Below are 26,039 nucleotides of genomic sequence, written 5' to 3'. Positions count from 1 at the left end.
ACAATGACAACAACTGCCAAAGCGGGACACTTTCGCTTATATCGCGTGCGCCTGGCCGGTGCCTTGTTGGGGATGTTGGCGGTTTTCGCCGTCTCCCCGGCGCTGGCAGAAGAGCTGGCCATCTATGCCGGCAAGCTGTTCGACAGCGAGAGCGGCGAGCTGCTGGAGGATCGCACCATCCACGTGGCGGACGGTCGCATCGAGTCGGTGCAGAAGGGATTTGCCCGGCGGGACCGCGAACAGCTGGTGGACCTGCGGGACTACACGGTGTTGCCGGGCCTGATGGATATGCACACCCACCTGGCCTACGAATACGGCCCGCGCACTTACATGGAGACCTTCACCTGGAACGATGCGGACTACACGCTGCGGGCTGTGGACACGGCGCGGCGCACACTGGAGGCCGGCTTCACCACGGTGCGGGATCTGGGGGATCACGGCAATGTGACCATCAGCCTGCGCAACGCGATCGACAGCGGCACCGTGCCGGGGCCGCGTATCTTCACCGCCGGCAAGTCCATCGCCACCACCGGCGGCCACGCGGACCCGACCAACGGCTACCGGCACGACCTGATGGGCAGGCCCGGTCCGGCCGAAGGGGTGATCAATGGCCCCATCGATGCGCGTGAGGCGGTGCGCCAGCGCTACAAGGACGGCGCCGATGTGATCAAGATCACCGCCACCGGCGGGGTGCTCAGCGTGGCCAAGAGCGGCCAGAACCCGCAATTCATGGCCGACGAGCTGGAAGCCATCGTCGCCACGGCCAAGGATTACGGCTATACCGTGGCGGTGCACGCCCACGGCAAGGAGGGAATGGACCGCGCCATACGCGCCGGTGTCGACTCCATCGAGCACGGCACTTACATGGACGGGGAAACCATGGAACTGATGAAGCGCAACGGTACCTGGTATGTGCCCACGCTGGTGGCGGGTGAGTGGGTGACGCAGAAGGCCGCGCTGGACGGCTTTTTCCCGGAAATGGTGCGCGCCAAGGCCGCCACCATCGGCCCGCAGATCCAGAAGACCTTTGCCGAGGCCTACCGCCGCGGTGTCAAAATCGCCTTTGGCACCGACAGCGGCGTCAGCCGCCACGGCGACAATGCGCGCGAGTTCAACCTGATGGTGGCGGCGGGCATGACCCCCGCCGATGCGCTCCGCAGCGCCACCTGGAACGCGGCGGACCTGCTCGATATGCAGGATGAACTGGGCAGTGTCAGCGCGGGCCGCAGGGCCGATATCATCGCCGTGGCGGGCAATCCGCTGGAGGATATTTCCGAGATGCGGCGGGTGCGGTTCGTGATGAAGGATGGGGAAGTGATCGTGGCGGCGGACTGACCGGCCGGGGGGCTGGCCGGTCCGCAGTTCGGGGTGCCTGCGTTCAGGAATTCCCGGTTCAGGAGTCCCTACTCAAGCTCGAATACCAGGTCCAGGTTCACGGAAATGGTTGTTTCCCCCGGTGCCACCGGCGTGGAGCTGTCGGCCCTGGCCGCGGCCATTTCCGTGCGCAGCATCGGGCGCGGGCCGCCGATATTGCCGTTTTCCGACACGCTGACGATACGGCGCACTTTCATGCCCAGGCTCTCGGCATAGGTCTCGGCGCGTTCCTGCGCCGTTTCCAGCGCCTGCTGGCGCGCTTCGGCCATCACCGGCTCCGGCTCGCCGATCTCCAGGCTGGGGCCGTGGATCTGGTTGGCGCCGGCAGCGGCCAGGGCATCCAGTACCCCACCCAGTTCTTCGATTTTGCGCACCTTGACGCTCACCGTGTTGCGGGCGATGTAGCCGGTGATTTCCGGTTTGCTGTTGGGCTGGTGATGGTAGCGCGGCGACAGGCTGATGCCGCTGGTCTGCACGTCTTTTTCGTCGATACCGGCCTTGTGGATGGCCTTCATCAGACTCTCCATCTGCGCGGCGTTGTCCTGCATCGCCTTCTCGCTGTCTTCCGCCTCGGTGACGACACCGGCGGAAATATTGGCGGTGTCCGGCACGCGGCTGGCTTTACCGGTGGCGGAGATGGAGACCAGGGTGCCTTTCTCTCCGGGGGCGCGCTCACCCCCGCAGGCGGCGAGGGTAAGGGCCAGTAGTGCGGCGAGAGAGACCTTTACAACCTTCATAACATTTTCCTTGTGGTCGTTTCTGGATAAGTGTGCGTATGGTAAGGCGCACAATCTGAATGGCAGCTGAGCGGAGCTTTGTTTTTATCAGGCAAACACCTGCCGATAAGTTTCACTCTCCCCGTGGTAAATGGCAAACCCGAGGCGCAACAGCCGCTGGCGCCGGTCGCAGAGAACCGCGCGGGATTTCAGCGCTTTCTGCAGCATTTCCGATTTTTCCGCGGTGCCGCAATCGAAAGTGAAAAAGTGGCCGTGGCCGTTTTCCAGGTCGTGGTGAAGCAGGTTCTGCCGGTTCAGCAGGGGGTGGCCGGCGGCATCCATGGTCTCCAGGAAGCGCCGTTGTGCCGCCAGTACATGGTCGTGAATCCTGTCGACGGTAATGCCCTCCCGCTCAAACAGCCCGAACACTGCCAACCCCTTGTACAGGGTGCTGTAATCCATGGTGGCGCCGGCAAAGCGCAGCCAGTTGTCGGAAAAGCCGACGCGGTCGGCGCGGTCCTCTAGTTCGGCCATTTCGGCGAACCAGCCGGTGTTCAGCGGGCGCAGGTTGCAGTCTTTGGGAATGCTCATAAAGCAGAGCCCCTCGCCGGCGCCGAGGTATTTGTAGGAGCCGGCGGTAAAGAAGACCGTGTCCGCTACCGGGCCCAGGTCCAGCGGCCGCGCGAAGAAGGCGTGGTAGCCGTCGATGACGAATTCGGTGCGCGCCGGCTTGCACGCGGCGATCTCCAGCAGTTGCGGAAAGACCACGCCGGAATCGAAAAATACCAGGCTGGCGTAGGCCAGCTGGTAGTCGTTGCGGTGCAGTTCCTGTTCGAAACGCTCCGCCAGGGTGGCGTAGGGTTCCTTGGCAATGCGGGTGACCTCGACGTTGTCCAGTTCCTCCAGTCGCTGCAACTGTCGCGCAAAGCTGTAGAATTCGCCATCCGTGGTCAGGATGCGCAGCGGCCTCCCCGGGTCGAAGGCGCTGAGCAGGCGGCAGACCAGCTCGTGAGTGTTGGGCGCCAGTGCGATGCGGTCGGGTTGTGGCAATGCCAGGGTGCGGGCCACCGCCGCCTGCCAGGCGGGGATCTTCTGTTCAAAAATTGGTCCCCACTTGTCGTCCGCCAGCTGCGCGGCGTCGTGCCAGTACTGCTGCACCGCGTCCAGGGTCACGTCCGGCCAGTAGTGGTGGGAGTGGCAGGCCATATGCAGCATCGAGGAGGGCGCGCCGCTGGGGGCCTGCAGGAATTGTGAATAGTATTTTTGGTACATTTGATCCTAGTGCTTCAATGCGCGATATCCTATGTTGTCGCCGATTGTAGATGGTTGCAAAAACGAGGAATAGTCGAGTGGAATATCTGCACACCATGGTCCGCGTGGCCGATCTGGAAGCTTCGTTGAGGTTTTATTGCGAGAAGCTGGGCTTGCAGGAGGTCAGCCGCAAGGAAAATGACAAAGGGCGTTTTACGCTGGTGTTTCTCGCCGCGCCGGGGGATATGGACAGTGCGCGGGAGAGCAGGGCGCCGATGCTGGAACTGACCTATAACTGGGACCCGGAAAGCTATACCGGTGGGCGAAACTTTGGCCATCTGGCCTATCGCGTGGATAATATCTACGCCACCTGCCAGCGGCTGATGGACGAGGGCGTTACCATCAACCGTCCGCCGCGCGACGGCCATATGGCTTTCGTGCGCTCGCCGGACAACATCTCCATCGAGCTGTTGCAGAAAGGGGAGGCACTGGAGCCCCAGGAGCCCTGGGCGTCCATGGAGAACACCGGCGAGTGGTAGCCGGCGCCCGCAGGGGCTAACCCCATTTGATTTCGAGTACAGCAGTGAAAAAATCCAATTGCGTCTTGCTGGCAGGTGCCGGTGCGGCAAAGCGAATTCGCGAGGAGGGGCTGCACCAGCGGCAGTTCTCGACCCTGGTGGGCGCCTCGGGTGGCCCCAAATGGCTGGTGATCAGCCAGCTCGACCGGGTGTTGATGGGGGAGTTTTTCCGCGATCGCCGCGAACCGATTGCGTCTGTCGGTTCCTCCATCGGCAGTTTCCGCAATATGTGTTACGCGATGGATGATCCCCTCGCGGCCCTGGAGCGGCTGGAATACGGCTACATCAACCAGACCTACGCCTCCGCGAGGCCGACGCCGGCGGAGATTACCGGCGCCGCCGAACGCATCCTGAAGGATGTGCTGGGCGACGATGGCGCGCGGCAGGTGGCGGAGAGCCCGGTCTGGCAGAGCCATTTCGTCACGGTGCGCGGCCGCGGACCGCTGGCCAGTGAGCGGCGCACGCTGCTGGCGCCGGCGCTGCTGGCATCGGCGCTGGCCAATGCGCTGTCGCGCCGCTCGCTGCGGGTGTTCTGGGACCGGGTGGTCTTTCACGCGGGCGAGCGACCGTCGGTGAACTTCCGCAACCTCAGCACCGTCAACACGCGCCTGTCGCCGGAGAATGTCCGCGCGTCGGTGCTGGCCAGCGGCTCCATTCCGCTGGTGATGGCGGGTATCCGGGATCCCCGGGGCGCGCCCGCCGGCAACTATCGCGACGGCGGTATCACCGATTACCACTTCGACCTGCTGTTCGAGCACCCGCGGGGGCTGGCGCTCTATCCGCATTTCTTCCCCTACATGGTGCCCGGCTGGTTCGACAAGAGCCTGAGCTGGCGCTGGGTACGCGGCGGCGCGCTGCAGAATACGCTGCTGCTGGCGCCGTCACCGGGCTTTGTCGCCAGCCTGCCCTACGGCAAGATCCCCGACCGCAACGATTTCTACAAGCTCGACAACAACGAGCGGCTGAAATACTGGAATACCGTGGTGGATATGAGCCGTCGCGTGGCGGAGGATTTCCACGAGATGTGGCAGGCTGGCAGCATCGCCGATCACCTGATCGAGGTGGCGGCCGACGATGTGTTGCACAAACTGCCGCGGGTGGCTGCCGCGTGAGGTGTTCATGAAGACATCGCCGGAATTCAGTGCTCCCCAGGAGGAGTACCGCACTACCCAGGAGCGGGTCTACTACCAGGTGCGCGACGCGATACTGCGCGGCAAATTCCTGCCCGGTCACGCGATCACTATCCGCGGCCTGGCGGCGGAGTTGGATTGCAGCCCGATGCCGGTGCGCGAAGCACTGCGGCGCCTGACTTCCGAGCGCGCGCTGGAGCTGTCGGATACCCGCCGCGTGACGGTGCCCACGATGACGCCGGAAAAGCTCGCCGAGATCTGCGCGGCGCGGGTGGCGCTGGAGTGCCAGGCGGCGGAACAGGCTCTGCCGTTCGTCGGCCCCGACGAGCTGGAGCAACTGCGCCGCCTCGACGACCGGGTGACCGCGTCGCTGGCGCACAAGGATATCGAGGAGTATGTCACTGCCAACCTGGAGTTCCACTTCACGCTCTACCGGCTCGGGAGGCCGCATATCATCCTGTCGCTGATCGAGAGCCTGTGGCTGCAGACGGCGCCACTACAGCACCTGGTGTTCCAGAAGTTCGGCGTACAGGAGTTGCCGGACCGGCATCGGGACCTGCTCGAAGCCATCACCTCCGGTGTCGCCACACAAGTCAGAACCGCTATTCGCCAGGATATCGAAGAGGGCCTGGGCTCGATTTCCGCAGAAGAATTACTCTAAAGAGTTACATTGATGTTCAGCTATATTCATATCTTTTTACACTTCCTGGTGCCGGTAGCCATTGCCTGGTTTTTCTTTCGCGACGACTGGAAGAAGGCCGCAGTGATTATGCTGGCCGCCAACCTGGTGGATTTGGACCACCTGTGGGCCGACCCGGTCTACGATCCCAATCGCTGCAGTATCAACACCCACCCGCTGCACAAGATGCTGCCAATCTCCGTATACGGTGCCATGATGTTCCTGCCGTGGAAGCCGGTGCGCTGGTTGGGGATCGGGCTGGTTACCCATATGTTGCTGGATGCGGTGGACTGTGGGTTCTGATGCCGGCCTGCGGTAGTCCTCTTGCTAGACCTGCGGGGCTGGCGCCCCGCGTTCCCGGGAACCCAACCTACACTCCCTGATACCCCTATTGCACAATCGGCTCGGCCCGCACTAAAATGTGATCACAAATTTGCGGGAGGCATATCGGCAGCTTTTGGCTGGCCGCCGGCCGGGCCACAGGGAGGTGGCGAGTCACATTTGGTTGTCGCCCCGACCGGGCGGTTTTATCAGGAGCGAGACATGAACAAGAGCGAACTGCAACAACACGACCGCGAACACCTGCTGCACCCCTTTACCGACTTCAACGACCTGGGCAAGCAGGGCACGCGGGTGATCACCGGTGCCGAGGGGGCCTATATCACCGATATCGACGGTCACAAGATGCTCGATGGCATGTCCGGTCTCTGGTGTTGCAACCTGGGCTACAGCCGCAAGGAAATCTCCGACGCCATCTACGAGCAGCTGAACACGTTGCCGTTCTACAACAGCTTCTTCCAGTGCACCACGGTGCCGTCCATCGAGCTGGCGGATGCGCTGGCGGAAGTGACGCCGGAAGGCCTGAACAACGTCTTCTTCACCGGCTCCGGCAGCGAGGCCAACGACACCAACCTGCGCATCATCCGCCGCTACTGGGACCTGAAAGGGCAGCCCGAGAAACGCGTTGTCATTTCGCGCAAGAACGCCTACCACGGCTCCACTATCGGCGGTGCCAGCCTCGGCGGCATGAGCGGCATGCACAAGCAGTTCCAGTCGCTGGACTATATCGAGCATATCCAGCAGCCCTACTGGTTCGGGGAAGGCGGCGACCAGTCTCCGGAAGAATTCGGCGTGCAGGCAGCGCGCGCGCTGGACGAAAAAATCCAGCAGCTGGGCCCGGAAAAAGTGGCCGCGTTTATCGCCGAGCCTATCCAGGGCGCCGGCGGTGTGATCATCCCGCCGGAAACCTACTGGCCGGAAGTAAAGAAGGTTCTGGACCAGTACGATATCCTGCTGGTGATGGACGAAGTGATCTTCGGCTTCGGCCGCACCGGCGAGTGGTTCGGTGCCGACTACTACGGCATGAAGCCGGACCTGATGACCTTTGCCAAGGCGGTGACCAACGGCTACTTCCCGCTGGGCGGCACAATGGTCAGCGACCGCGTGGCGGAAGTGATCAAGGCCAAGGGCGGCGAGTTCACCCACGGCTACACATACTCGGCGCACCCGGCCGCCTGTATGGCCGGCCTGGCGACGATCAACATCCTGCGCAATGAGAAAATCATCGAAAACGTGCGCGACAAAACCGCGCCTTACCTGGCCAAACGCTGGGCGGAACTGGGCGACCACCCGATCGTGGGCGAGGCCCGCAGCCTGGGGCTCGTCGGTGCGCTGGAGCTGGTCAAGGACAAGGGCAGTCGCGCGCGTTTCGACGAAGACTGCACCGCGGGCGCCGTCTGCCGCGATATGAGCATCAAGCACGGCCTGGTGATGCGCGCCACAGGTGACACCATGATCATCGCGCCGCCGCTGATCCTGACCACCGCGCAGGTGGACGAGCTGGTGGATAAGGCGCATCGCGCACTGGACGACACGGCGAAGGCGATGGCTTAAGCTTGTCGGGGCTCGGGGCTCGGGGCTCGGGACTTGAGCCAGTGCGCTCGGCGCACCCTACGGCCCCAGTCCAAAAGAATATCGAAGCTTGATGCGAGGGTCCTGCTGCCGGGGGCGGTTTGCGGGACCGTATGAGACAGGGATGTCGATTACGAGCGTACATGGATGTATTCACAGCGTGTCCTGCAAACCGCCCCCGGCAGTGGGACCGCCACAGAATCATCTTATTGGCACAGGGAAAAGCCCGCTCAAAGGCAATTTATGTCGCAAGAAAAAGAATTCACCCCGCAACCGGAACTGCTGGAACAATCGCAGCAGTTCCTGCGCGAGCACCCCGACCTGAAATGGGTCGAGGGCTTCATGTTCGATATCAACGGCATCCCCCGCGGCAAGTGGCTGCCGGCGGACTCCGCTGAAAAGCTGTTGAAAGGTGCACTGCAGATGCCGCGCAGTGCCGCCAGCCTGGATGTCTGGGGGCGGGATATCGAGAACAGCCCACTAGTATTTGCCAGCGGCGACAGCGACGGCGTCTGCCTGCCGGTTTCGCCCATCTGCCTGGCACCCTGGCACCGCGAGCCGACCGCGCAACTGCATATGCAACTGCACGAGGCCGACGGCTCCCCCCTCTACGCGGATCCGCGCACCCAGCTGCAGCGGGTGGTGGCGCGGCTCAAAGAGCTGGGTTACACCGCCGTCTGTGCCACCGAACTGGAGTTCTACCTGCTGCGCGAGGACGCCGACCACCTGTCGCGGCCGCGACCGGTCAGCGACAATGACGCCGAATTGGTTCCATCCACCGACGTCTACGACCTGGCGGAACTGGATGCGCAGCGACACTTCTTCGCCGACGTGCGCGCCGCCTGCGAAGAACAGGGGATCCCGGCCGACTCGGTGCTCTCCGAGTGCGCCCCGGGGCAGTTTGAAATCAACCTGCTGCACAGCGCCGACGCGGTCAAAGTCGCCGACCAGACGCTGCTGTTCAAGCGCCTGCTGAAAGGGGTTGCGCGCAGCCACGGCTACCGTGTCTCCACCATGGCCAAGCCCTTCGGGGACCAGGCCGGCAATGGCATGCACGTGCACCTGAGCCTGCTCGGTGACGATGGTAAAAACGTCTTCGACGACGGCACCGATACCGGTTCCGGGCTGCTGCGACAGGCCGCCGCCGGCATGCTGGCCACCGCCAATGACGCCATGGCCTTTTTTGCGCCGCACAGCAACTCCTACCGACGCTTTCAGGAAAGCTCCCATGCGCCACTGAACCTCTGCTGGGGCTACGACAACCGCACCACCACCCTGCGGGTACCAGCCAGCAGCCCCGAGGCCCGGCGCATCGAACACCGCATCGCCGGTGCCGACGTCAACCCCTACCTGGTACTGGCGGCGATCCTCGCCGGTGTCTGCCACGGCATCGAGAAAAAACTCGAGGCCCCCGCACCGGTGGAGGGGGATGCCTATCAGGTAGAGAGCGCCAAACTGGTCAACCACTGGAACAGTGCGCTGTGCCACTTCGAGCAGAGCCCTATCTGGCCGACCTATCTGGACCCGCGCTTTGTAGAACTGTTTCTATTATTGAAAAGACAGGAGCTCGCGGAGATCGATGCGCGGGTAACCGACATCGAATACCAGAGTTACCTGCACCGCGTGTGAGACCGGCCACTGGGGGAGGGCGGCGCGACATGCGACGGCCGATGAATGGCTTTGGCGACAGCGCCGGTGCGGGGGGCAAACCTTTGCTATACCTAGATTAAGCGTCCAGTGCGCTTAATACTCTCCTCCTGAAAGTGTGTTCGAGAAAACTGGCCCGCCATCTGGCGGGCATTTTTTTTGCCCACTGAAATTCTGTCGGAATATCTTTCCCCAAAATCCCCGGCATTGAGGCAACCCATACTGCAGGTTGAAAAACCCCGCCTATACTGGAACTAACCGCAACTGCGGCGAAGGAGCTATTTGGCATTAAAAGGAGTTACCCCATGAGACTGAAGCCCCTCCTCATTCCCCTGGCTCTGGCGGGTTGCGCGGGCCTCGCCGCACAGCCGGTTCTCGCCGGCCCTTCCGGTTACCCGATGCAGCCTCCGGCCGACTACAGCGCCGGCGCCATCATGGTTCGCATAGGTGCCTCCTATGTAGATCCCGATGACGATGTTTTTTCCGGGGTGCAATCCTTCGTTGCAGATGATCCATCTACAGAGGACGTCGTTGAAGGGGTGCCGGTGGACGTGGGGGTCGATGTCGACCTGGATGACGACACCACCTGGTATGTCAGCTTTGCCTGGATGGCAATGGATCACTGGGGGCTTGAACTCTATCACTCCAACGATGCGAGCCTGGAGGCCGACCTCTACTCCGATGCCTACTCCGGCCGGACCTTTATCGGTGACTTCTCCGAGGGCATCGGCGACTTCGATACCTACACCACCAGCCTGTTCGTGAACTGGTATCCGCTGGATACCAACTGCCTGATCCAGCCCTATGCCGGTATCGGTGTCAGTTACGTGGATATCGAAGAGGATTTCCTGCGCCCGGTATTCGACGACCCGGATGGGGATTTTGGCCTGTTGCGCTTCGGCAGTGACTTCAGCTGGACGGCGCAGATCGGCGTGGATTTCAATTTCGGTCCCAAGAGCGCCTGGCAGGTGAACGCTTCCGCAATGTATGTGGATGCCAGCCCGGAACTCCATATGGGATTTGATACCGCCACACAACCGCCGGGCTTCGGAGAGCCGGCCGTGCTGCCGGTGCGTATCCGTGACGACATGGACCTGGATCCCTGGATTTTCAATCTGGGTGTGGGGTACAAGTTCAGTTTCTGATCAGCCAATGGTTCGCGCTTTTGCAGGCGGTCGGCAGCGCTGCCGGTCGCCTGCCTTGTGTTTATGGATTCCCGGCAAGCTCCCGGCGGGCCGCGCGACTTTGCCAGTGATGTGGACCGATTCTACCTAGCAGTCATTTCCTCGCCGGTGTATTCTTCGCTCCACCCGCAGTAAAACAACGTAAGGGAAGCCATGACCGCCCTGGAGCATTGTACAGACGGTCCATCCGAGAATTCGCGTCCGCTGAAGATCTGCCTGCTGGGCTACCGCAGCCATCCCTACTGTGGCGGGCAGGGGGTTTACCTGTACTACCTGAGCAAGGCACTGGTCGAGGCCGGGCACCGCGTGGATGTGGTCTCCGGCCAGCCTTATCCCGAACTGGATTCCCGCGTCAAACTGATCGAAATGCCCGGGCTCAACCTGTTTGATACCGAGTCTCCCACGCGTGCGCTGCGCCCGCGGCACCTGTTGTCGTGGACCGACTTTTTCGAGTGGTGGAGCAAACTGACCGGCGGTTTCGCCGAACCCTACACCTTCGGCCGGCGTGTGGCGAAATACCTGCGCCGGCATGGGCAGCGATACGATATCGTGCACGACAACCAATCGCTGTGTTACGGCCTGCTGGATGTCGAAAAAAACGGCCTGCCGATAGTGGCCACCATTCATCACCCGATCACCCGCGATCGCCAGCTGGCCCTGGACGCGGCGCCGGACTGGCGCTATCGCCTTCTGGTGCGCCGCTGGCACAGTTTCCTGCGCATGCAGATCAAAGTGGCGCGCCGGCTGCGCCATATCGTGACCGTTTCCCGGCAATCCGAGCGGGATATTATCGAGCAGTTTGGCGTGGCGCCGGAGCAGATAGAACTGGTCTACAACGGTATCGACACGGAAATATTCCAGCCGCAGCCGCATATCGAGCGGCGGCCACTGCGGATCATGACCACCGCCTCGGCGGACCAGCCGTTGAAAGGGTTGCGCTTCCTGCTGCATGCACTGGCGGAATTGCGCGAACAGCACCCGCATCTCGAATTGCTGGTGGTGGGGCAGCTGCGGGAGGGCGGTGCTACCGAGCAGTTGTTGCGCCAGTTGCAACTGCAGGGCGCGGTGCGATTCGTGTCCGGGGTCTCCAACCGCGAAATGGCCGAATACTACGCGAGTGCCGCGGTGGTGGTCTGCCCGTCGCTGTACGAGGGATTTGGCCTGCCCGCCGGCGAGGCCATGGCCTGCGGCGTGCCGGTAATTTCCAGCGACGGCGGTGCCCTGCCGGAAGTGGTGGGAGACGCCGGCGTGGTAGTGCCGGCCGGAAACAGCGGGGCCCTGGCGCACGCGCTGGCGGAACTGCTGGCAGATGAACCCCGCTGCACTGCCCTGGGAGAAAAAGGGCGCGCGCGCATCGAAAGGCATTTTTCCTGGCGCCTGGCGGCGGATCGCCTGGTGGCTTACTACCGCCGGATTCTCGGGGAGGAACCGGGAAGCTCCCGTCTCCGCCCGGCCCGGGCCGCAGCCAACCCGTCCGGCGGCGGGCGGGACGCGGAGGCCGCCTGATGATTACCGTCGACCCGCAGCTGTTGAACCTGCGACCGGGCCAGAAAGTGCTGGACCTGGGATGCGGTGAGGGGCGCCACGCAATTCACCTGCTGGCCTCGGAAACTGTCGAGGTGGTCGGCATGGACCTGGATTTCGACGATGTCCGCACCGCCCGCGAGCGCGCGCAGCCATTTGTCGAGGATACACAGAGCCCCGGTCGCCTGTTGCTGGGCGTCGGCGATGGCCTGCAGTTGCCGTTTGCGGACGATACCTTCGATGTGGTGATCTGCTCGGAAGTACTGGAGCATATCCACGACTACAGCGGCGTACTGGCAGAGATCGACCGCGTAGTGAAGCCGGCGGGGATTTTTGCGGCCAGTGTACCGGCGTATTTTCCCGAGTGGGTATGCTGGAAACTCAGCACTGAATATCACAATGTGGAAGGTGGCCATATCCGGATTTTCCGCGAGCGACAGTTGCGGTCGCGTATCGAAAAGCTGGGCCACCACTACTTCGCCCGCCACCGGGCCCACGCGCTGCACGCGCCTTTCTGGTGGTTGAAGTGCCTGCTCTGGAACAGGCCCGACTCGCGCCTGCTGGCCGCCTACCACCGCCTGCTGGTGTGGGACCTGATGCAGCGCCCGCTGTTTACCCGGCTGCTGGAAAAAATACTGAACCCGATACTGGGCAAGAGCGTCGTGCTCTATTTCGTCAAGCCGGCGACCGGCAGTGCACTGCCGGCAAACGAGAGCATCGATGTTTTCACCGCAGGGGAGGGCGCCGCGTGAACAACCCGGCCGCTTTGCCGAAGGCGACTGCCGACGCGCTGTTGCCGGCGGATTTTGTCTGTGACAGCGCCCGCTACATTCTCGGCCGGCAACGGCCGGACGGCTCCATTCCCTGGTTTGACGGCGGCTATGCCGACCCCTGGGACCATGTGGAGGCCGCCATGGGGCTCAGTATCGCCGGCGAATATGCGGCGGCGGAAAAAGCCTACCGATGGCTGGCCGGCGTACAACTCGGGGACGGCAGCTGGTGGGCGGCCTACCGGGATGGAAGCGTGCACAACGGGGAGCGGCGTGAGACCAATTTCGTCGCCTATATCGCTACGGGAATCTGGCATCACTATCGGATTACCGGGGACGACAGCTTTTTGCGGGCATTCTGGCCGACGGTGGAGCGGGCTGTGGAATTCGTGCTGGCGTTGCAGACCGGGCACGGCGATATCCACTGGGCCGTCGACGAGCGGGGGCGCGCCAGGCAGGACGCGCTGATCACCGGCTGCTCGTCGATTTACAAAAGCCTCGAGTGCGCCGTCAATATCGCCCACAGCCTCGGCCAACCGCGGCCGCAGTGGGTCTCTGCCCGGGCGGCGCTGGGGTGTGCCCTGCAGGAAATGCCGCAGCGCTTCGACCGCACCTGGGAGAGCAAGGCGCGCTTTTCGATGGACTGGTTCTACCCGGTGTTGGGCGGTGTTTTCTCCGGTGCCGCCGCCCGGGCGCGGCTGCAGCAGAAGTGGGATGAGTTTGTCGTGGCGGGGCTCGGCTGTCGCTGTGTCAACGACGAGCCCTGGGTCACGGTGGCCGAATCCTGCGAGCTGACCATGGCGCTGCTGGCGGCGGGAGAGCGTTCCCGCGCGGAGGAACTGTATCGCGGCCTGCACCGTTGGCAGGATACCGACGGCGGTTACTGGACCGGTTATGTCTACCGCGACAGCGCCATCTGGCCAGAGGAAAAAACCACCTGGACCGTCGGGGCCATGTTGCTGGCAGCGGACGCGCTGGCAAAGCTGACACCGGCGAGCGACCTGTTTACCTCGGTGCGGCTGTTGCCGGAGCCGGCGCGGGTGGCGCTGGGCTGACGGCGGCAACGTCTGTGAAGCAGGGGCAGTGGCTCCCTCCCCGAGCCGAAGTCCTTGACTGTGTATCCTCAGCAGATCCTGCGCAGGATACCGAGGGTGTCGACCATCTCGACCAGCTCGAACTGCCCCGAGGCCAGTGCCAGTTTATAAATATCGTAGGGGGCCTGGCCGCCGTCGGCCGGGTCCGGGAAAATATCGTGAATGGCGAGATAGCCGCCGGGCACGATGTGCCGCGCCCAGCAGCGGTAATCGGTCATCGCCGCTTCCAGGGAGTGGCCGCCGTCGATAAAGACCAGCCCCAGTGGCGTATTCCAGTGGCGGGCGGCAATCGCGGAAGACGCCACCAGCGGCACTACCCAGTCTTCGAGTTGTGCCGTGCGGATATTGCGGCGAAAAGTGCGGAAGCTGTCCATCAGCCGGGCGTGCTCATCGAACAACTCCGGATCGTGGTACTCCTCTCCCGGCTGGTGCTCCTCGGAGCCGCGGTGGTGATCTACGGCAAAAACGATTCCGTCCACCAGTTTGCAGGCAGAGGCGATATAGATGGTGGATTTGCCGCAGTAGCTGCCTACTTCCAGGCAGGCGCCCAGTGCACTGGCCTCCGCCGCCAGGTGGTGCAGGGCGGCGCCCTCGCTGGAAGCGAGAAAGCCTTTGATGGCGCGGATATCGATAGGCAGCTTGATGGACATACTTTCGTCTTCTGGTTTTTTTACTGCGGCAACAGTAAACCGGCGCATGGGCAAAAGCAATTGGCTGCCGATTGAAAACAGAGTTAAAAAATGCGCAGAGACCACCGTCCCTATTGGCTGAAACACTGGCAGCTTCGCTTCCGCCACTGGCGGGCGCGCCATTTTCTGTTGCCGCAGTTCGACGCCGTCGGCAGTGAACCGGAAATCATGGATCCCGGTTCCGTGCATGTGTTCGGGCGCAAAATCCGCCTGGGTGATTATCCGCACCTGATTTCCACACCGGACAACTGTATCCGCCTGACCACTCTCGGCCACCGGGGCAAGGAGGCGGGCATCACTATCGGCGATTATGTGTTGATTTCGCCCGGTGTGCGTATCTCAGCGGAGGAATCCATCACCATCGGCAACGCCTGTATGATTGCCGCCAATGTCTATATCTCGGATTCGGACTGGCACGGCCTGTACAATCGAGCGCGGCCGTTCCGCTGTACCCGGCCGGTGCAGCTGGGCGACAATGTGTGGATCGGCGATAGCGCGATCATCTGCAAGGGGGTCTCCATTGGCGACAACTCGGTGGTGGGCGCCGGCAGTGTGGTGACGGCGGATGTAGCGGCCAATACCGTGGTGGCCGGCAACCCGGCGCGGGAGATCAAGAAGATCGAACCCCGGCGCCGCATGATCACCCGCGAGGTGCTGTTTGCCGACGCCTTCCGCCAGGCGCACAATATGGACGAGCTGGACAGGATGCTGCTGGAGGGCAACAGTCTCCGCGGTTGGTTGCGCTCGCTGTTGTTCCCCCGCCGGGGAGATTGATCAATGATATCGGGGGCGTCTCTCTGTCTGTGCGCCCGCGCCGATTGCTGCAGTTGGTTTTGAAGAATGAAAAAAAAGAGAAGTGTTGTCCTGATCGGGATGCCGGGTGCCGGCAAGAGTACGCTGGGGGTTCTGCTGGCCAAGGAGCTGGCGCTGGATTTCGTCGATACCGACCTGTTGATCCAGTCCCGCGAGGGCAGGACGCTCCAGGAAATCATGAATGAGAGCGATTACCTCAACCTGCGCCGTATCGAGGGCGAGGTGATTGCCGATGCCGAGTTGCCCAGCCATGTGATCGCCACCGGCGGCAGTGTGGTCTACAGCGAGGAGGGCATGGCCAACCTGCGCCGTTTCGGGCCCGTGGTATTCCTGAACTGCTCCGCGGCGGAACTGCGCCGCCGCATTAACAATTACGAAAGCCGCGGCATCGCCAAGGCACCGGGTCAGAGCTTTGCCGCGCTGTTCGAGGAGCGCCAGGCGCTGTACCGACAGTATGCGGATATCACCGTGGATTGCGACGGTAAGGATATGCAGCAGGTGCTGGATCGGCTGCTGGAAGAGCTGCAGACCCTGGCCTGAACATCCGACCTCGGTATTCCTGTTCGGCCGGTGCGCACGGCGCACCCTGCTGAAGTTCCGAGTTCCGAGTTCCGAGTTCCGAGTCCCGAGTCCCGAGTCCCGAACCTATAGCGGCAACTGGGTCGTATACTTGACCTGCTTCAACGCAAAGGTAGAGTTGACCGAAGCCACGTTCGGCAGGTGTACCAGGGTGCGCTTCAGCAGTTGCTCGTAGTGCTCCACGCTGTCCACCACCACGCGCAACACATAGTCCTTGTCGCCACTGGTGGAGTAGCATTCCACGACTTCCTGCACATCCTGCACGGATGACTCAAAACTGTTCAGCGAGTCCTCGTCGTGGTTTTGGATGGTGACATAGCAGTATACTGTGACTCCTAGGTCGAGTTTCCGGGGGTCGAGCAGGGTCACGCGCCCACGGATGATGCCCTCGGCTTCGAGGCGTTTGATTCGGCGCCAGCAGGGCGTGTGGGAAAGACCCACTTTGTCTCCGAGTTCCGCCATGGAATAATCGGCGTTCTCCTGCAGCGCTCGCAGAATCTTGCGGTCAAAATCGTCCAGGTCTGTCGAACGCTTCATATAAACTCCTATCCTACAAAATTTGTTCTAGTCGAGATGGCTGTCATAATTTTACGCACATTTGCGTTAATAAAGCAATGTTCTATTGCGCTTAACGCACTAGTATGACCTGACCAGTTCGTCGCTGATTCGCCGTTTTTTGTGTTTGCCCGCCATTTCCGCGGCAAGCGGGGCCAGAACCGGCGGCGACAGGTGGCAGTGAAGCCGGAACAATAATGGCCAAAAAGCCCTAGTACACACTAGTGGGCCGCTTGTAAAGTTCGGTAACAAAGGAGCACAGCCAAATCGTTCAGGTCAAGGCGAGAAAGCGCTGGAATAGCAGCGTTATTTCAAGCTTTCTCAACGCAGAGCTGGACGATTTGGCGAAGCGAACTGTTACCTAACTTTGCGAGCGGCCCACTAGAGAGATAACCGGAAGTAGGCGTATGAGTGAAGCAGTCAGCAGCCCGCAGCCCGCGGCACCACAGCCCTCAGTGGAAAGCCCGACCAGGCAGGTCTCCCTGGACGATCGTTACACGACCCTGAAAGGGCGTGTACTGTTGTCCGGCATCCAGGCCCTGGTGCGCCTGCCGATTGACCAGATGCGCATGGACCGGGAGCGCGGCCTCAATACCGCCACATTCATCTCTGGCTACCGCGGTTCCCCCCTGGGTGGCTACGACCAGCAACTGGCCCGCGCGCAAAAACACCTCGACGAGTACAACATCCGTTTCGTGCCCGGCGTCAACGAAGAGCTGGCAGCCACTTCCGTCTGGGGTTCCCAGCAGGTAGGCCTGTTCGACGGCGCCGACGTGGATGGCGTCTGTGGCATCTGGTACGGCAAGACGCCGGGTGTCGACCGCTCCGGCGACGCCTTCCGCCACGCCAATGCCGCCGGCTCCTCGCCCAACGGCGGGGCGCTGATCATCGCCGGCGACGACCACGGCTGCAAATCCTCCTCCTACCCCGGCCAGTCCGAATTCGCCTTCGTGGACATGCATATCCCGGTGTTGAACCCCGCCACGGTACAGGAGGTGCTGGACTACGGCCACTACGGCCTGGAATTGTCGCGCTTCAGCGGCTGCTGGGTAGCGATGATCACGCTGGCGGAGAATATGGACAGCTCCTCCACCGTCGAAGTGGACCCGGAGAGGGTGCAGTTCACCTATCCGGATGTGGAGCGCCCCGAGGGCGGCCTGAACATCCGCAAGCAGGACAACCCGCTGGAACAGGAAGAGCGCCTGTGGCGCTACAAGCGCCCGGCAGCGCTGGCCTTTGCCCGCGCCAACAAACTGAACAAAGTGGTGCTGGAGAACCCGGATGCAAGCCTGGGCATCGTCAGCACCGGCAAGGCCCACCTGGACCTGATGCAGGCCCTGGAGGATATGGGCATCGACGAGCAACAGGCGAAGGACCTGGGTATCCGCATTCTCAAGGTGGGCATGACCTACCCGCTGGATGTCCCCGGTATCCAGGAATTTGCGCGCGGCCTCGACTACCTGCTGGTACTGGAGGAAAAGCGCAGCCTGATGGAAGTGCAGTTGAAAGAAGAACTGTACAACGTGCACCTGAAAGATCCGCATTTCCCGCGCATCCTGGGCAAGGTGGACGAGAACGATCGGCCGCTGATGCCGATGTACGGCGAGCTGTCGCCGGCCGTGGTGGCGCAGGTGCTGGGCAAGGTGCTGTCGGACAAAACCCACGCCGGCTCACAGCTGGGCGAGCGGGCGAAACACCGCCTGGTGCGGCTGGACAAGCTGGCGGAACGTATCTCCCAGCAGGCCGGTTCCAGCGTGTCGCGCCTGCCGATGTTCTGCGCCGGCTGTCCCCACAACCGTTCCACCAAGGTGCCAGAGGGCAGCCGCGCGCTGGCCGGTATCGGCTGTCACTACATGGCCCAGTGGCTCGACCGCGAGACCTACACCTTTACCCAGATGGGCGCCGAGGGCGTCAACTGGGTCGGTCAGGCGCCGTTCACCAGTGAGCAGCACGTATTCGTCAACCTCGGTGACGGTACCTACTTCCACTCCGGCATTCTCGCCATCCGCGCGTCCGTTGCCGCGAAGGTCAATATCACCTACAAGATCCTGTTCAACGACGCCGTCGCCATGACCGGCGGCCAGCCCCACGACGGCGAACTGCACCCGGATATGATCTGCCGCCAGGTACTGGCGGAGGGCGTGGAGAAAGTCGTGCTGGTGATGGACGACACCGACAAGTACAAGGGGGCGCTGACCTTCCCCGAGCAGGTGCAGATCCGCCACCGCGACCACATGCCCGTGGTGATGCGGGAGCTGCGCGAGACACAGGGCTGCACCGTCATTATCTACGACCAGACCTGCGCCACGGAGCTGCGCCGCAAGCGCAAGCGCGGCCTGCTGCCGAAAGCGGAAGGGCGCCCGTTTATCAACGACCTGGTGTGCGAGGGTTGCGGCGACTGCGTGCAGCAATCCAGCTGTATCGCGGTAGAGAAAGTCGATACCGCGCTGGGCGACAAGCGCCGCATCAACCAGACCAGCTGTAACCAGGACATGTCCTGCGTCAACGGCTTCTGCCCGTCTTTCGTCACGGTAAAAGGCGGCAAACTGGCCAAGCGCGCCGGTGTCGGCGATGTGCTGCGCACCGAGGCGGCCAAGCTGCCACTGCCGGAATTGCCGCAACTGGACGAACCCTTCAACCTGCTGGTGACCGGTGTCGGCGGCACCGGCGTGGTCACCATCGGCGCGCTGCTGGCGATGGCCGCCCATATCGAGGATAAGGCGAGCAGTACCCTGGACCAGACCGGCCTCGCGCAGAAGGGCGGGGCGGTCTACTCCCATGTGCGCTTTGCCGCGGAGCCGGAGGCGCTGCAGGCGGTGCGCATTTCCGATGGCCGTGCCGACGCGCTGATGGCCTGCGACCTGATCGCCGCCGGCAACCTGGCCGCCTGCCTGGCCAAGCTGGATGAGACCCACAGCCGCGCAGTGGTGAACACCCACTTGAGCCCCACCGCGGCTTCGGTACTGGGCCGCGAGGACAGCCACTCGCCGCAGGCGATCCTGGATACGCTGAGCGATACCGTCAAGGCGCTGGACGCGGTGGAGGGCCACAAGCTCACCAGCGCCGCACTGGGCGATACGCTGGCGGCCAATATCTTTATGCTCGGTTTCGCCTGGCAGAAGGGCCTGCTGCCACTGGGGCAGGAGTCGCTGCTGCAGGCGATCGAACTGAACGGTGTCGCCGTCGAGGCCAACCTGCAGGGCTTTGCCGCCGGGCGCCTGGCCGCCGCCGACCGCGCGGCGCTGGACGCGCTGCTGAGCGAAAGCCGCGACGAACCGACATTGCCCCGGGGGCTGGAAGAGGTGGTCGCGCACCGCGTCGAGCACCTGACCGGCTACCAGAATACCGCACTGGCGGAGCGCTACCGCGCGCTGGTGGATCGGATCAAGGATGCGGAGATCCTGAAGGTGCCCGGCAGCGAGGCACTGGCGGAAGTGGTCGCGCGCCACTACGCCAAACTGCTGGCCTACAAAGACGAGTACGAAGTTGCGCGCCTGTACACCGACGGCCGTTTCGCCGATGCGCTGAAGGAGAATTTCGCCGGCGACTTTGAGTTGGAATTCAATATGGCGCCGCCGCTGATTGCGCCTTTCGACAAGGCCCTGGGTCGCCCGCGCAAACTCAAGTTCGGCGGCTGGATGTACCGGGCTTTCGGGTTGCTGGCCAAACTGAAAGGGCTGCGCGGTACGCCGTTCGATCTCTTCGGTTACACCGCTGAACGCAAAATGGAGCGCGCCCTGATCGGCGAGTACGAGCGGCTGGTGGACCGGGTGATCGGCGAGCTGAACGCCGAAAACCACGCCGCCGCCATCGAGCTGCTGAGTTATCCCGATGCTATCCGCGGCTACGGCCAGATCAAGGAAGCCAGCCTGGAGAAGGCCAGGCAGCAGCGCGAGGCAGCGCAGTTGCGCTTCGAGAACCCGCGTGCGGACATCGAGGACGCCGCGCAAAAAGTCAAGGTATTCGATCCGGCCCGGGCGCAGCAGGTGGGGTGAATGGAGTGTAGATGCCCTGCCGGCAGAGTTGTCCGCTTTACCAGCTCATCTGCGCGCGTATCGCCAACTGTTTGGTCTCGTCGCCGGTAAACTCGTCGTCGCCGAACACCAGGTTGACCATAAAGCGTACCTGCGGGTTGTGGTAGTAGTTGACGCCGATGATGGTGCTGTTGGCTTCCAGGTTGGGAATGTCCCGGTTCTCGATGGTGTCGTAGCGTGCGGTCAGCTCCCAGGCGCCCCAGTCGCTGCGCGGTTTGGCGGATTCGAACGCGCCTTTTTTCAGGTCGTAGGGCTTGTGCTCGCCGGTGATCATCCAACTGCCCATGATGTACCAGGTGTGCACATCCTGGTCGCCGATAAAACAGCCGAAGAAGGGATCGCAGTCGAAACCGGGCGGGGCGTCGAACCAGTCTTCAAAAACCGCTTCCGAGATACTGTAATCGCCGTCGTACTCCGCGTAGGCGTATTCCGCCTGGGCGTAGAGGGGGCCGTAGGTGCCCGCCAGTTCCAGGCCCGCGATATTGACGTCACCGCCGTCGTCGCCGAAATAGAAAAACTCATCGCCGTAGTCGCCGAAGAACAACGACCGGTCGCCGGGCGTCAGTGCAATCAACTGGGTGGGGCCGCGGCGGCCGGCGTAGTCGGCGGTGGCCTCCAGTTCATCGGAATCCCGGTTGGGGTTTTCGTGGCTGGCGGAGATGCCGAAATGCACGGTGCTGAGGTCGTCGTCGATCGGTGCCCAGGTAAAGCGCCCGGCGGCGCCCACGCCCTCGTTGCGCGGACCGGCGGGATCGCGGGTGTTGAAGCCCATCAGGCCGAAGGTGGTGCAGTTCCATACATCGTGCCAGCCGATCCCCTGTTGCCGCTGCCGGCCGTCGTAGATGCCGGAGCCGCTGGAGAAGGAGCGCTCCATGACCGTGAGTTCGTTGGAACTGGTCATCTCGTCCATGGAGCGGTACGGCTTGAAGGAACCGATCTTGACGGTGCCGCCGAAAAAGTCGTGGGCGATATAGGCATCGCGGAAGCCGGACAGCGTATCGCCGGCGGCAAAATCCTGTTCCAGCTTGTATTTCCAGCCCCAGGCCTTGCCGGACAGGCTGATGCGCGCGCGCCGGAATTCGGTGGTGCTGACCGGATCCTCGATATCCGGGTCGAACAGGTAGGTGTCGAAATGGATGCGGCCGCCGATTTTGGCGGAGAAGTTTCCGTCGTCCGAAGTGATTTCCAGGTCGCCCCTGGTTTCGGCCTGGTCGGCGCTGGCGGTGTTGAACAATACTGCGCCGACAAGAACGCAGATGCCGTGACGGCAATGTTTCACAGATACCTCCCTGTAGTCCGGATGCGCACCGGCGGCAGTCCGGCGTGCATCCGAATTCTAGCAGTCCCGGCGAACTTCAGAGCTGTTGTAGCTCAAAACCCTGTTTTTCCAGTTTCTTCAACACGCTTTTGTCTCCCACCAGGTGGCCGGCGCCGACGATCACAAACAGCGATTCGTGCTCTTTGCTGGCCTCGCCGATTTTCTCCGCCATGTTGGCGTTGCGCTCGAAGAACAGCGCCTCGTAAAGCGGCGCGTACTCCGGGTGTTCGGCGAGACCGTCGGCGATGATCAGCCGGTAGAGTGCATCGCCGTCGCCGGATTTCCAGGCGTCGGTCATTTTCGGGATGAAGGATTCGATTTCCTGTAATTCTTCCAGGGTCTGCTGCAGCAGCAGGTCGGGGTTTTCCAAGCCGTTCAACATCCGCAATTGCGGCAGTACCCCCTCGAGCTCGACGATGGGCTTGTCCTCTTTTTTCGCCTGTTGCAGGAAGTGGCGGTCGATACCCAGGTTCGGGTCCAGGCCGCGGGCCTGCATCTCCACCATACCCATGGTGACCATGGCGATCGCCGGGCGCTGGCGGATAAACATCGGCTCGGGGATCTTCCGCTTCTGCATCCACTGCTGCAGCTTGGCGTAGACGTCGGTGGAGATATCGTCCTTGAGGCTGCGGTCGCCGCGGTAGAGGGACTCCTGCATGATCTGTTGTTGCAGTGCCATATCGCCCTGCGCGGCCAGTACATCGGCTTCCACCGCCAGCGCGTCGCTCTGGCGATAGGCTTCGTTGATCGCTTCCCGCAGCGGGTAGAAGTCGGGTGTCGCCAGGTGCACCGAGCCCAGCAGGTGGATCTGGCGACCGCCTTTCTCGGCCAGCCAGAATATGCCCCGGTCGTCGGCGGCGTTGGCCAGTGTGGCCGCGCAGAGCAGCAGTGACGCGAGCAGGAATTGCAGAAGTCTGTGGAAACTCGGCTGTGGCATGGGATGTCCCTTTTTTATGGAGCCCGGGTTTTATGGGGACCGGGTGCGATGAAACGCCATGGTAGCACGCTACCAAAGCCTGACCGATGTGCGCCGATTCACATCCCCGCTGTCGACGCGGTGGCGCCGTTGGTTTTTTTCCGGCGCGGCGCCGGCAAAGCTCGCTGACCCCGGCAAACTTGTGGTCCGCTGCGCGGAAAAAATGTCACAATCGAACAAAATAACCAGTCGGTACCAGTTAGCAGTAGGGAAAGATGCGGATTGTACAAATAATACCCGAGATGGGTGGCGATGAGCCGGCGCGCGGGACTCTGGAGCTGGCCCAGGAGCTGGTGCGCCTGGGGCACGAATCCATCGTGATTTCCAACGGGGGGGAACTGGTATCGCGGCTGACGCTGCGCGGCAGCCGGCATATCCAGATGCCGCTGCACCGCAAGTCTCTCTGGTCGCTGCGCCTGGTCGGCCGCCTGCGCCGCACGCTGTTGGAACTGCGGCCGGATGTGGTGCAGGTGCGCTCGCCGATGCCGGCGTGGATCGCCCGGCTCGCCTGGAAGGGCATGCCGGAGGGTGATCGGCCGCGACTGGTAACCGCGGTACACGGGCTCGATTCGCGCGGCGTTTACGGCGGGGCCGTGGCCTCGGGCGAGCGGGTCATCGCCGTTTCCCAGTGGGTGGCGGACGACCTGCAGAAGAACTTTGCCCGGAAACTGAACGCGCCGCCGCGGGTGATTCCGCGCGGTGTGAATACGCGGGAGTTCGATCGCCAGGCACCGGTTTCCGGTCACTGGCAGTTGCGATTGCTCAACGACTACCCGCAACTGGAGGGCAGGCACTGGCTGTTGATGCCGGCGGCGCTGGCGCCGGACCAGGGGCAGCGGACCTTCCTCGAGATGCTGGCGTCGATTGCGCGCCGGCGCGACGATGTCTTTGGCCTGGTGGTGGGCAGTGCCGGCCGCGGCGGGGAGAAATATGCGCGCGGGCTGGAGCGTTTGGCGCTGGATCTGGGGCTCCAGGAGAAAGTGTTGTTCCTCGGCGAGCGCCGCGATATGCGCGAGCTCTACGCCAGTTCCCGTATCTGCTATCACCTGTCGGCGCATCCCGAGCCCGCCGGGCGCATCGTCGCCGAGGCGCTGGCGATGAACTGCCCGGCCGTGGCCTACCGGGACGGCGGCCCGGGCGAAGTGCTGGAGCGGTGTTTTCCCCAGGGGCTGGTGGAGCGGGGTAGTGTGGAGGCGCTGGCAGAGACCAGCCTGGAGATACTGGAGCGGCCGCAGCCGATCGATTTTGCCGGTTTCAGCCTCGAGGATACCGCCGCGCAGACCCTGGCGCTTTACGACGAGCTGTGCCAGCTGGCCTAGTGGTCCATGCGGAAAGTTGTGTAACTGTTCGCGTCGTCAAAGCGCCCAGCTCTGCGTTGAGAAAGCTTGATCTGACCACTTTGGCTGTGCTCCTTAGTCACCAAACTTTCCGCATGGACCACTAGTGGGCCGCTGGCACCGGTCGCTGGTCGCTGAACAGGTCGGTGTAGACCTGCCAGGTCGCTCGCGCCATCTTGTCCAGTGTCAGTTCCCGCTGTGCGCGCTCGAATACCGGGGCGAAGTCACTTTGCAGCTGTTTCCTGTCCGCCAGGGCGCGGCGCAGTTTTTCCGCCAGGTGCCCGGGTTCCAGGCTGTCGAGCAGGTAATCCGCCGGCAGGTAGTCCTCGGCATTGCCGGCACGGTTGGAGACCACAGCACAGCGTTGCAGCAGCGCTTCCACCAGCGTGTAGGGAGCGCCCTCGTTGCGGCAGGGCAGCACCAGCAGGTCGGTTGCGCGCATGAACGTACCCGCCTTGCCCGTGTCGCCGACGAAGTTCACCCGCTGGTGAACGTCCAGTTCGCGGCTGAGCCGCTCCAGATTGTCCCGCTCCGGCCCGTCGCCGAGCACGATCAGCTCCGTACCCGCCAATTGCGCCAGCGCCCGCAGCAACTGGTCGATTCCCGCCTGCTTGACCAGTCGTGTCGCCACCAGGACGGTGGGGATGGTGTCCAGGTGGATTCCGGGGGAAACCGCCGCTGGCGCGGGAATATCGACGCCGTTGGGGATGACATTCCAGGACAGGCGCGAATTGGCCACGGCACTGTGGCTCACGGCGATGCGCGCGTCGAAGGCACTGGCCAGCTTGTCCCGCGGATGGCGGACATTGTGGCGGGTGATCACCTGCGGGCTGTCGGTGTATTTCTGCACCGCCGCCAGCAACTGTGCGGATTTACTGCCGTGGCCGTGGGTGATCTGGAAGCCGCCGGCGCGGATTTGGTTCGCCAGGCGCCAGACCAGGGTGGGGTGCAGGCGGCTGCGATCGGTGTTCAGGGGGATGAAGCCAACCGCTTCATCCAGCGTCTGCCGGTAGCGGGGGTGGGCAATCACCGAGACCTTCGCATCGGTATTGTGGGCCTGCCAGCGCGAGAGGTCGGCCACGTGTTTTTCCAGGCTGCCGTGCTCGCGGCTGGCGACCAGGTGGCAAATATTCCGGATCATATTTTTGCACTTCGGTCGGGGAGGGCGCGCGAGTCGGTCGCGAGTAGCCCAGGTTGTTATGTGGGCCATTGTGTGGGGGATTTGTTACAGGAGTTTGATCTTTGTGTGACGCTGGCGAGTTGTCGATTTTTTGTGCCGCATTCCGTCGCGGGCACAGCGGCGATTGTTCAGAAACTGAAATGCCAGTTGATGGAGCCGAAATCGAACCCGGGGTTGGGTGTGTTGGTGTAGGCGTTGGAGAAGTGGCTGTAGCGCACTGACACGGCACAGCCACTGCGCAACCGGTAACCGGCGGCGAAGTGCAGGGCAAAGTTGCCGTGGGTGGTGAGTTCGATCTGGCCGAAGTTTTTCTCCGACAGGTAGGCGGCACCGACGCCCGCTTCGGCAAACAGGCCGCTGGCCCGCTGGCCGGGATACCAGCGCAGTACCGGCTTCAGCTCGAAGATGTCCTGGTTCTGGCCGCGCCCCCGGTAATCGATAGACAGATGGGAGTAGCTGCCCTGTGCCCACCATTGCCAGAGCCCGTGGGACATGGGGTATTCGGCGAAGCGATAAGCGTAGTTGACGCCGTACATCTCGGAGCCGGCAATGGAATCCTTTTGAATCAGTATGTCGCTGAGACCTTTACCGGCACTCAGGATCAGCTCCTGTTCCGCGCGGGCGGGTATCGCAAAAGTACCGCAGAGCAGCGCGGTGGCGAGCAGTCGGTGCATCGAATTTTCGCTTATCCATCAAAATC

At 62.8% G+C, this 26,039-nt stretch carries 23 protein-coding genes; 15 read left to right on the top strand and 8 right to left on the bottom strand.

The genetic code is table 11. The features are described from left to right. Positions 1-3: 3 nt before the first annotated feature. Positions 4-1,335, top strand: a complete 1,332-nt coding sequence (locus MWN76_RS15570; RefSeq protein ID WP_250462808.1) for a metal-dependent hydrolase family protein — start codon at positions 4-6, stop codon at positions 1,333-1,335. A 68-nt stretch (positions 1,336-1,403) separates the two neighbouring features. On the opposite strand, the gene MWN76_RS15565 is transcribed toward MWN76_RS15570, so the two are convergent. Both MWN76_RS15565 and MWN76_RS15560 read right to left on the bottom strand, forming a co-directional pair. Beyond that, positions 1,404-2,111 (bottom strand): SIMPL domain-containing protein, encoded by a 708-nt coding sequence (locus MWN76_RS15565; RefSeq protein WP_250462805.1) that lies wholly within the window; start codon positions 2,109-2,111, stop codon positions 1,404-1,406. Positions 2,112-2,198: 87 nt separating this feature from the next. Beyond that, the gene (locus MWN76_RS15560) at positions 2,199-3,362 is read right to left on the bottom strand and encodes an aminotransferase class V-fold PLP-dependent enzyme (protein WP_250462802.1); all 1,164 of its coding nucleotides are present in this window, start codon (positions 3,360-3,362) and stop codon (positions 2,199-2,201) included. Between the two features lie 77 nt (positions 3,363-3,439). Between MWN76_RS15560 and MWN76_RS15555 the strand changes: the two genes are divergently transcribed. The 10 genes from MWN76_RS15555 to MWN76_RS15510 all read left to right on the top strand — a co-directional run bounded on the left by MWN76_RS15555 (position 3,440) and on the right by MWN76_RS15510 (position 13,819). After that, a complete protein-coding gene (locus MWN76_RS15555; protein WP_250462798.1) occupies positions 3,440-3,880 on the top strand; it encodes a VOC family protein in 441 nt (146 codons plus the stop codon). Between the two features lie 44 nt (positions 3,881-3,924). Then, the gene (locus MWN76_RS15550) at positions 3,925-5,031 is read left to right on the top strand and encodes a hypothetical protein (RefSeq protein ID WP_250462795.1); all 1,107 of its coding nucleotides are present in this window, start codon (positions 3,925-3,927) and stop codon (positions 5,029-5,031) included. Between the two features lie 7 nt (positions 5,032-5,038). Continuing rightward, positions 5,039-5,710: a GntR family transcriptional regulator gene (locus MWN76_RS15545; protein WP_250462791.1), complete on the top strand. Its 672-nt coding sequence runs from the start codon at positions 5,039-5,041 to the stop codon at positions 5,708-5,710. Between the two features lie 12 nt (positions 5,711-5,722). Beyond that, positions 5,723-6,031 (top strand): DUF6122 family protein, encoded by a 309-nt coding sequence (locus MWN76_RS15540; RefSeq protein WP_250462788.1) that lies wholly within the window; start codon positions 5,723-5,725, stop codon positions 6,029-6,031. A gap of 240 nt (positions 6,032-6,271) precedes the next feature. Then, positions 6,272-7,621 (top strand): aspartate aminotransferase family protein, encoded by a 1,350-nt coding sequence (locus MWN76_RS15535; protein ID WP_250462785.1) that lies wholly within the window; start codon positions 6,272-6,274, stop codon positions 7,619-7,621. 261 nt (positions 7,622-7,882) lie between these two features. After that, on the top strand, positions 7,883-9,268 hold the full coding sequence (locus tag MWN76_RS15530) for a glutamine synthetase family protein (RefSeq protein WP_250462781.1): 1,386 nt from the start codon (positions 7,883-7,885) through the stop codon (positions 9,266-9,268). Positions 9,269-9,591: 323 nt separating this feature from the next. Beyond that, positions 9,592-10,431 carry an OmpW/AlkL family protein gene (locus MWN76_RS15525; RefSeq protein WP_250462776.1) on the top strand — a complete coding sequence of 280 codons (840 nt, stop codon included), beginning with the start codon at positions 9,592-9,594 and terminating at the stop codon, positions 10,429-10,431. A 192-nt stretch (positions 10,432-10,623) separates the two neighbouring features. Continuing rightward, positions 10,624-11,976 (top strand): glycosyltransferase family 4 protein, encoded by a 1,353-nt coding sequence (locus tag MWN76_RS15520; RefSeq protein ID WP_250462773.1) that lies wholly within the window; start codon positions 10,624-10,626, stop codon positions 11,974-11,976. Continuing rightward, on the top strand, positions 11,976-12,746 hold the full coding sequence (locus MWN76_RS15515; RefSeq protein WP_250462770.1) for a class I SAM-dependent methyltransferase: 771 nt from the start codon (positions 11,976-11,978) through the stop codon (positions 12,744-12,746). The genes MWN76_RS15520 and MWN76_RS15515 overlap by 1 nt, the downstream gene beginning before the upstream one ends. Next, positions 12,743-13,819: a prenyltransferase/squalene oxidase repeat-containing protein gene (locus tag MWN76_RS15510; RefSeq protein ID WP_250462767.1), complete on the top strand. Its 1,077-nt coding sequence runs from the start codon at positions 12,743-12,745 to the stop codon at positions 13,817-13,819. Before MWN76_RS15515 ends, MWN76_RS15510 begins: the two co-directional genes overlap by 4 nt. Before the next feature lie 68 nt (positions 13,820-13,887). Here MWN76_RS15510 and MWN76_RS15505 read toward each other — a convergent pair whose 3' ends face one another. Next, positions 13,888-14,508: a class I SAM-dependent methyltransferase gene (locus MWN76_RS15505; RefSeq protein ID WP_250462764.1), complete on the bottom strand. Its 621-nt coding sequence runs from the start codon at positions 14,506-14,508 to the stop codon at positions 13,888-13,890. 90 nt (positions 14,509-14,598) lie between these two features. Between MWN76_RS15505 and MWN76_RS15500 the strand changes: the two genes are divergently transcribed. Together MWN76_RS15500 and MWN76_RS15495 are read left to right on the top strand one after the other, a co-directional pair. After that, positions 14,599-15,321 carry an acyltransferase gene (locus MWN76_RS15500; RefSeq protein WP_250462760.1) on the top strand — a complete coding sequence of 241 codons (723 nt, stop codon included), beginning with the start codon at positions 14,599-14,601 and terminating at the stop codon, positions 15,319-15,321. Between the two features lie 66 nt (positions 15,322-15,387). Beyond that, positions 15,388-15,900 (top strand): shikimate kinase, encoded by a 513-nt coding sequence (locus tag MWN76_RS15495; protein ID WP_250462758.1) that lies wholly within the window; start codon positions 15,388-15,390, stop codon positions 15,898-15,900. 105 nt (positions 15,901-16,005) lie between these two features. Here the strand turns inward: MWN76_RS15495 and MWN76_RS15490 are convergent, their stop codons facing one another. Beyond that, positions 16,006-16,476 (bottom strand): Lrp/AsnC family transcriptional regulator, encoded by a 471-nt coding sequence (locus tag MWN76_RS15490; RefSeq protein ID WP_250462755.1) that lies wholly within the window; start codon positions 16,474-16,476, stop codon positions 16,006-16,008. A gap of 425 nt (positions 16,477-16,901) precedes the next feature. On the opposite strand from MWN76_RS15490, the gene MWN76_RS15485 reads away from it, so the two are divergent. After that, positions 16,902-20,489 carry an indolepyruvate ferredoxin oxidoreductase family protein gene (locus MWN76_RS15485; RefSeq protein WP_250462751.1) on the top strand — a complete coding sequence of 1,196 codons (3,588 nt, stop codon included), beginning with the start codon at positions 16,902-16,904 and terminating at the stop codon, positions 20,487-20,489. Positions 20,490-20,526: 37 nt separating this feature from the next. On the opposite strand, the gene MWN76_RS15480 is transcribed toward MWN76_RS15485, so the two are convergent. Beyond that, complete coding sequence (locus MWN76_RS15480; RefSeq protein WP_250462747.1) at positions 20,527-21,807, bottom strand: OprO/OprP family phosphate-selective porin; 1,281 nt, start codon at positions 21,805-21,807, stop codon at positions 20,527-20,529. A 76-nt stretch (positions 21,808-21,883) separates the two neighbouring features. Further along, on the bottom strand, positions 21,884-22,783 hold the full coding sequence (locus MWN76_RS15475) for a TraB/GumN family protein (protein ID WP_250462744.1): 900 nt from the start codon (positions 22,781-22,783) through the stop codon (positions 21,884-21,886). 254 nt (positions 22,784-23,037) lie between these two features. On the opposite strand from MWN76_RS15475, the gene MWN76_RS15470 reads away from it, so the two are divergent. Beyond that, complete coding sequence (locus tag MWN76_RS15470) at positions 23,038-24,141, top strand: glycosyltransferase (RefSeq protein ID WP_250462741.1); 1,104 nt, start codon at positions 23,038-23,040, stop codon at positions 24,139-24,141. Between the two features lie 121 nt (positions 24,142-24,262). Here MWN76_RS15470 and MWN76_RS15465 read toward each other — a convergent pair whose 3' ends face one another. Both MWN76_RS15465 and MWN76_RS15460 read right to left on the bottom strand, forming a co-directional pair. Next, positions 24,263-25,300: a glycosyltransferase family 4 protein gene (locus tag MWN76_RS15465; RefSeq protein ID WP_250462737.1), complete on the bottom strand. Its 1,038-nt coding sequence runs from the start codon at positions 25,298-25,300 to the stop codon at positions 24,263-24,265. 167 nt (positions 25,301-25,467) lie between these two features. After that, positions 25,468-26,013, bottom strand: a complete 546-nt coding sequence (locus tag MWN76_RS15460) for an acyloxyacyl hydrolase (RefSeq protein WP_250462735.1) — start codon at positions 26,011-26,013, stop codon at positions 25,468-25,470. Positions 26,014-26,039 lie beyond the last annotated feature (26 nt).

It is taken from the genome of Microbulbifer litoralis, from assembly GCF_023634065.1.
GTDB classification, from domain to species: domain Bacteria; phylum Pseudomonadota; class Gammaproteobacteria; order Pseudomonadales; family Cellvibrionaceae; genus Microbulbifer; species Microbulbifer litoralis.
The sequence above is the reverse complement of the archived record's forward strand: the minus strand, read 5'-3'. Positions and strand labels throughout refer to the sequence as shown.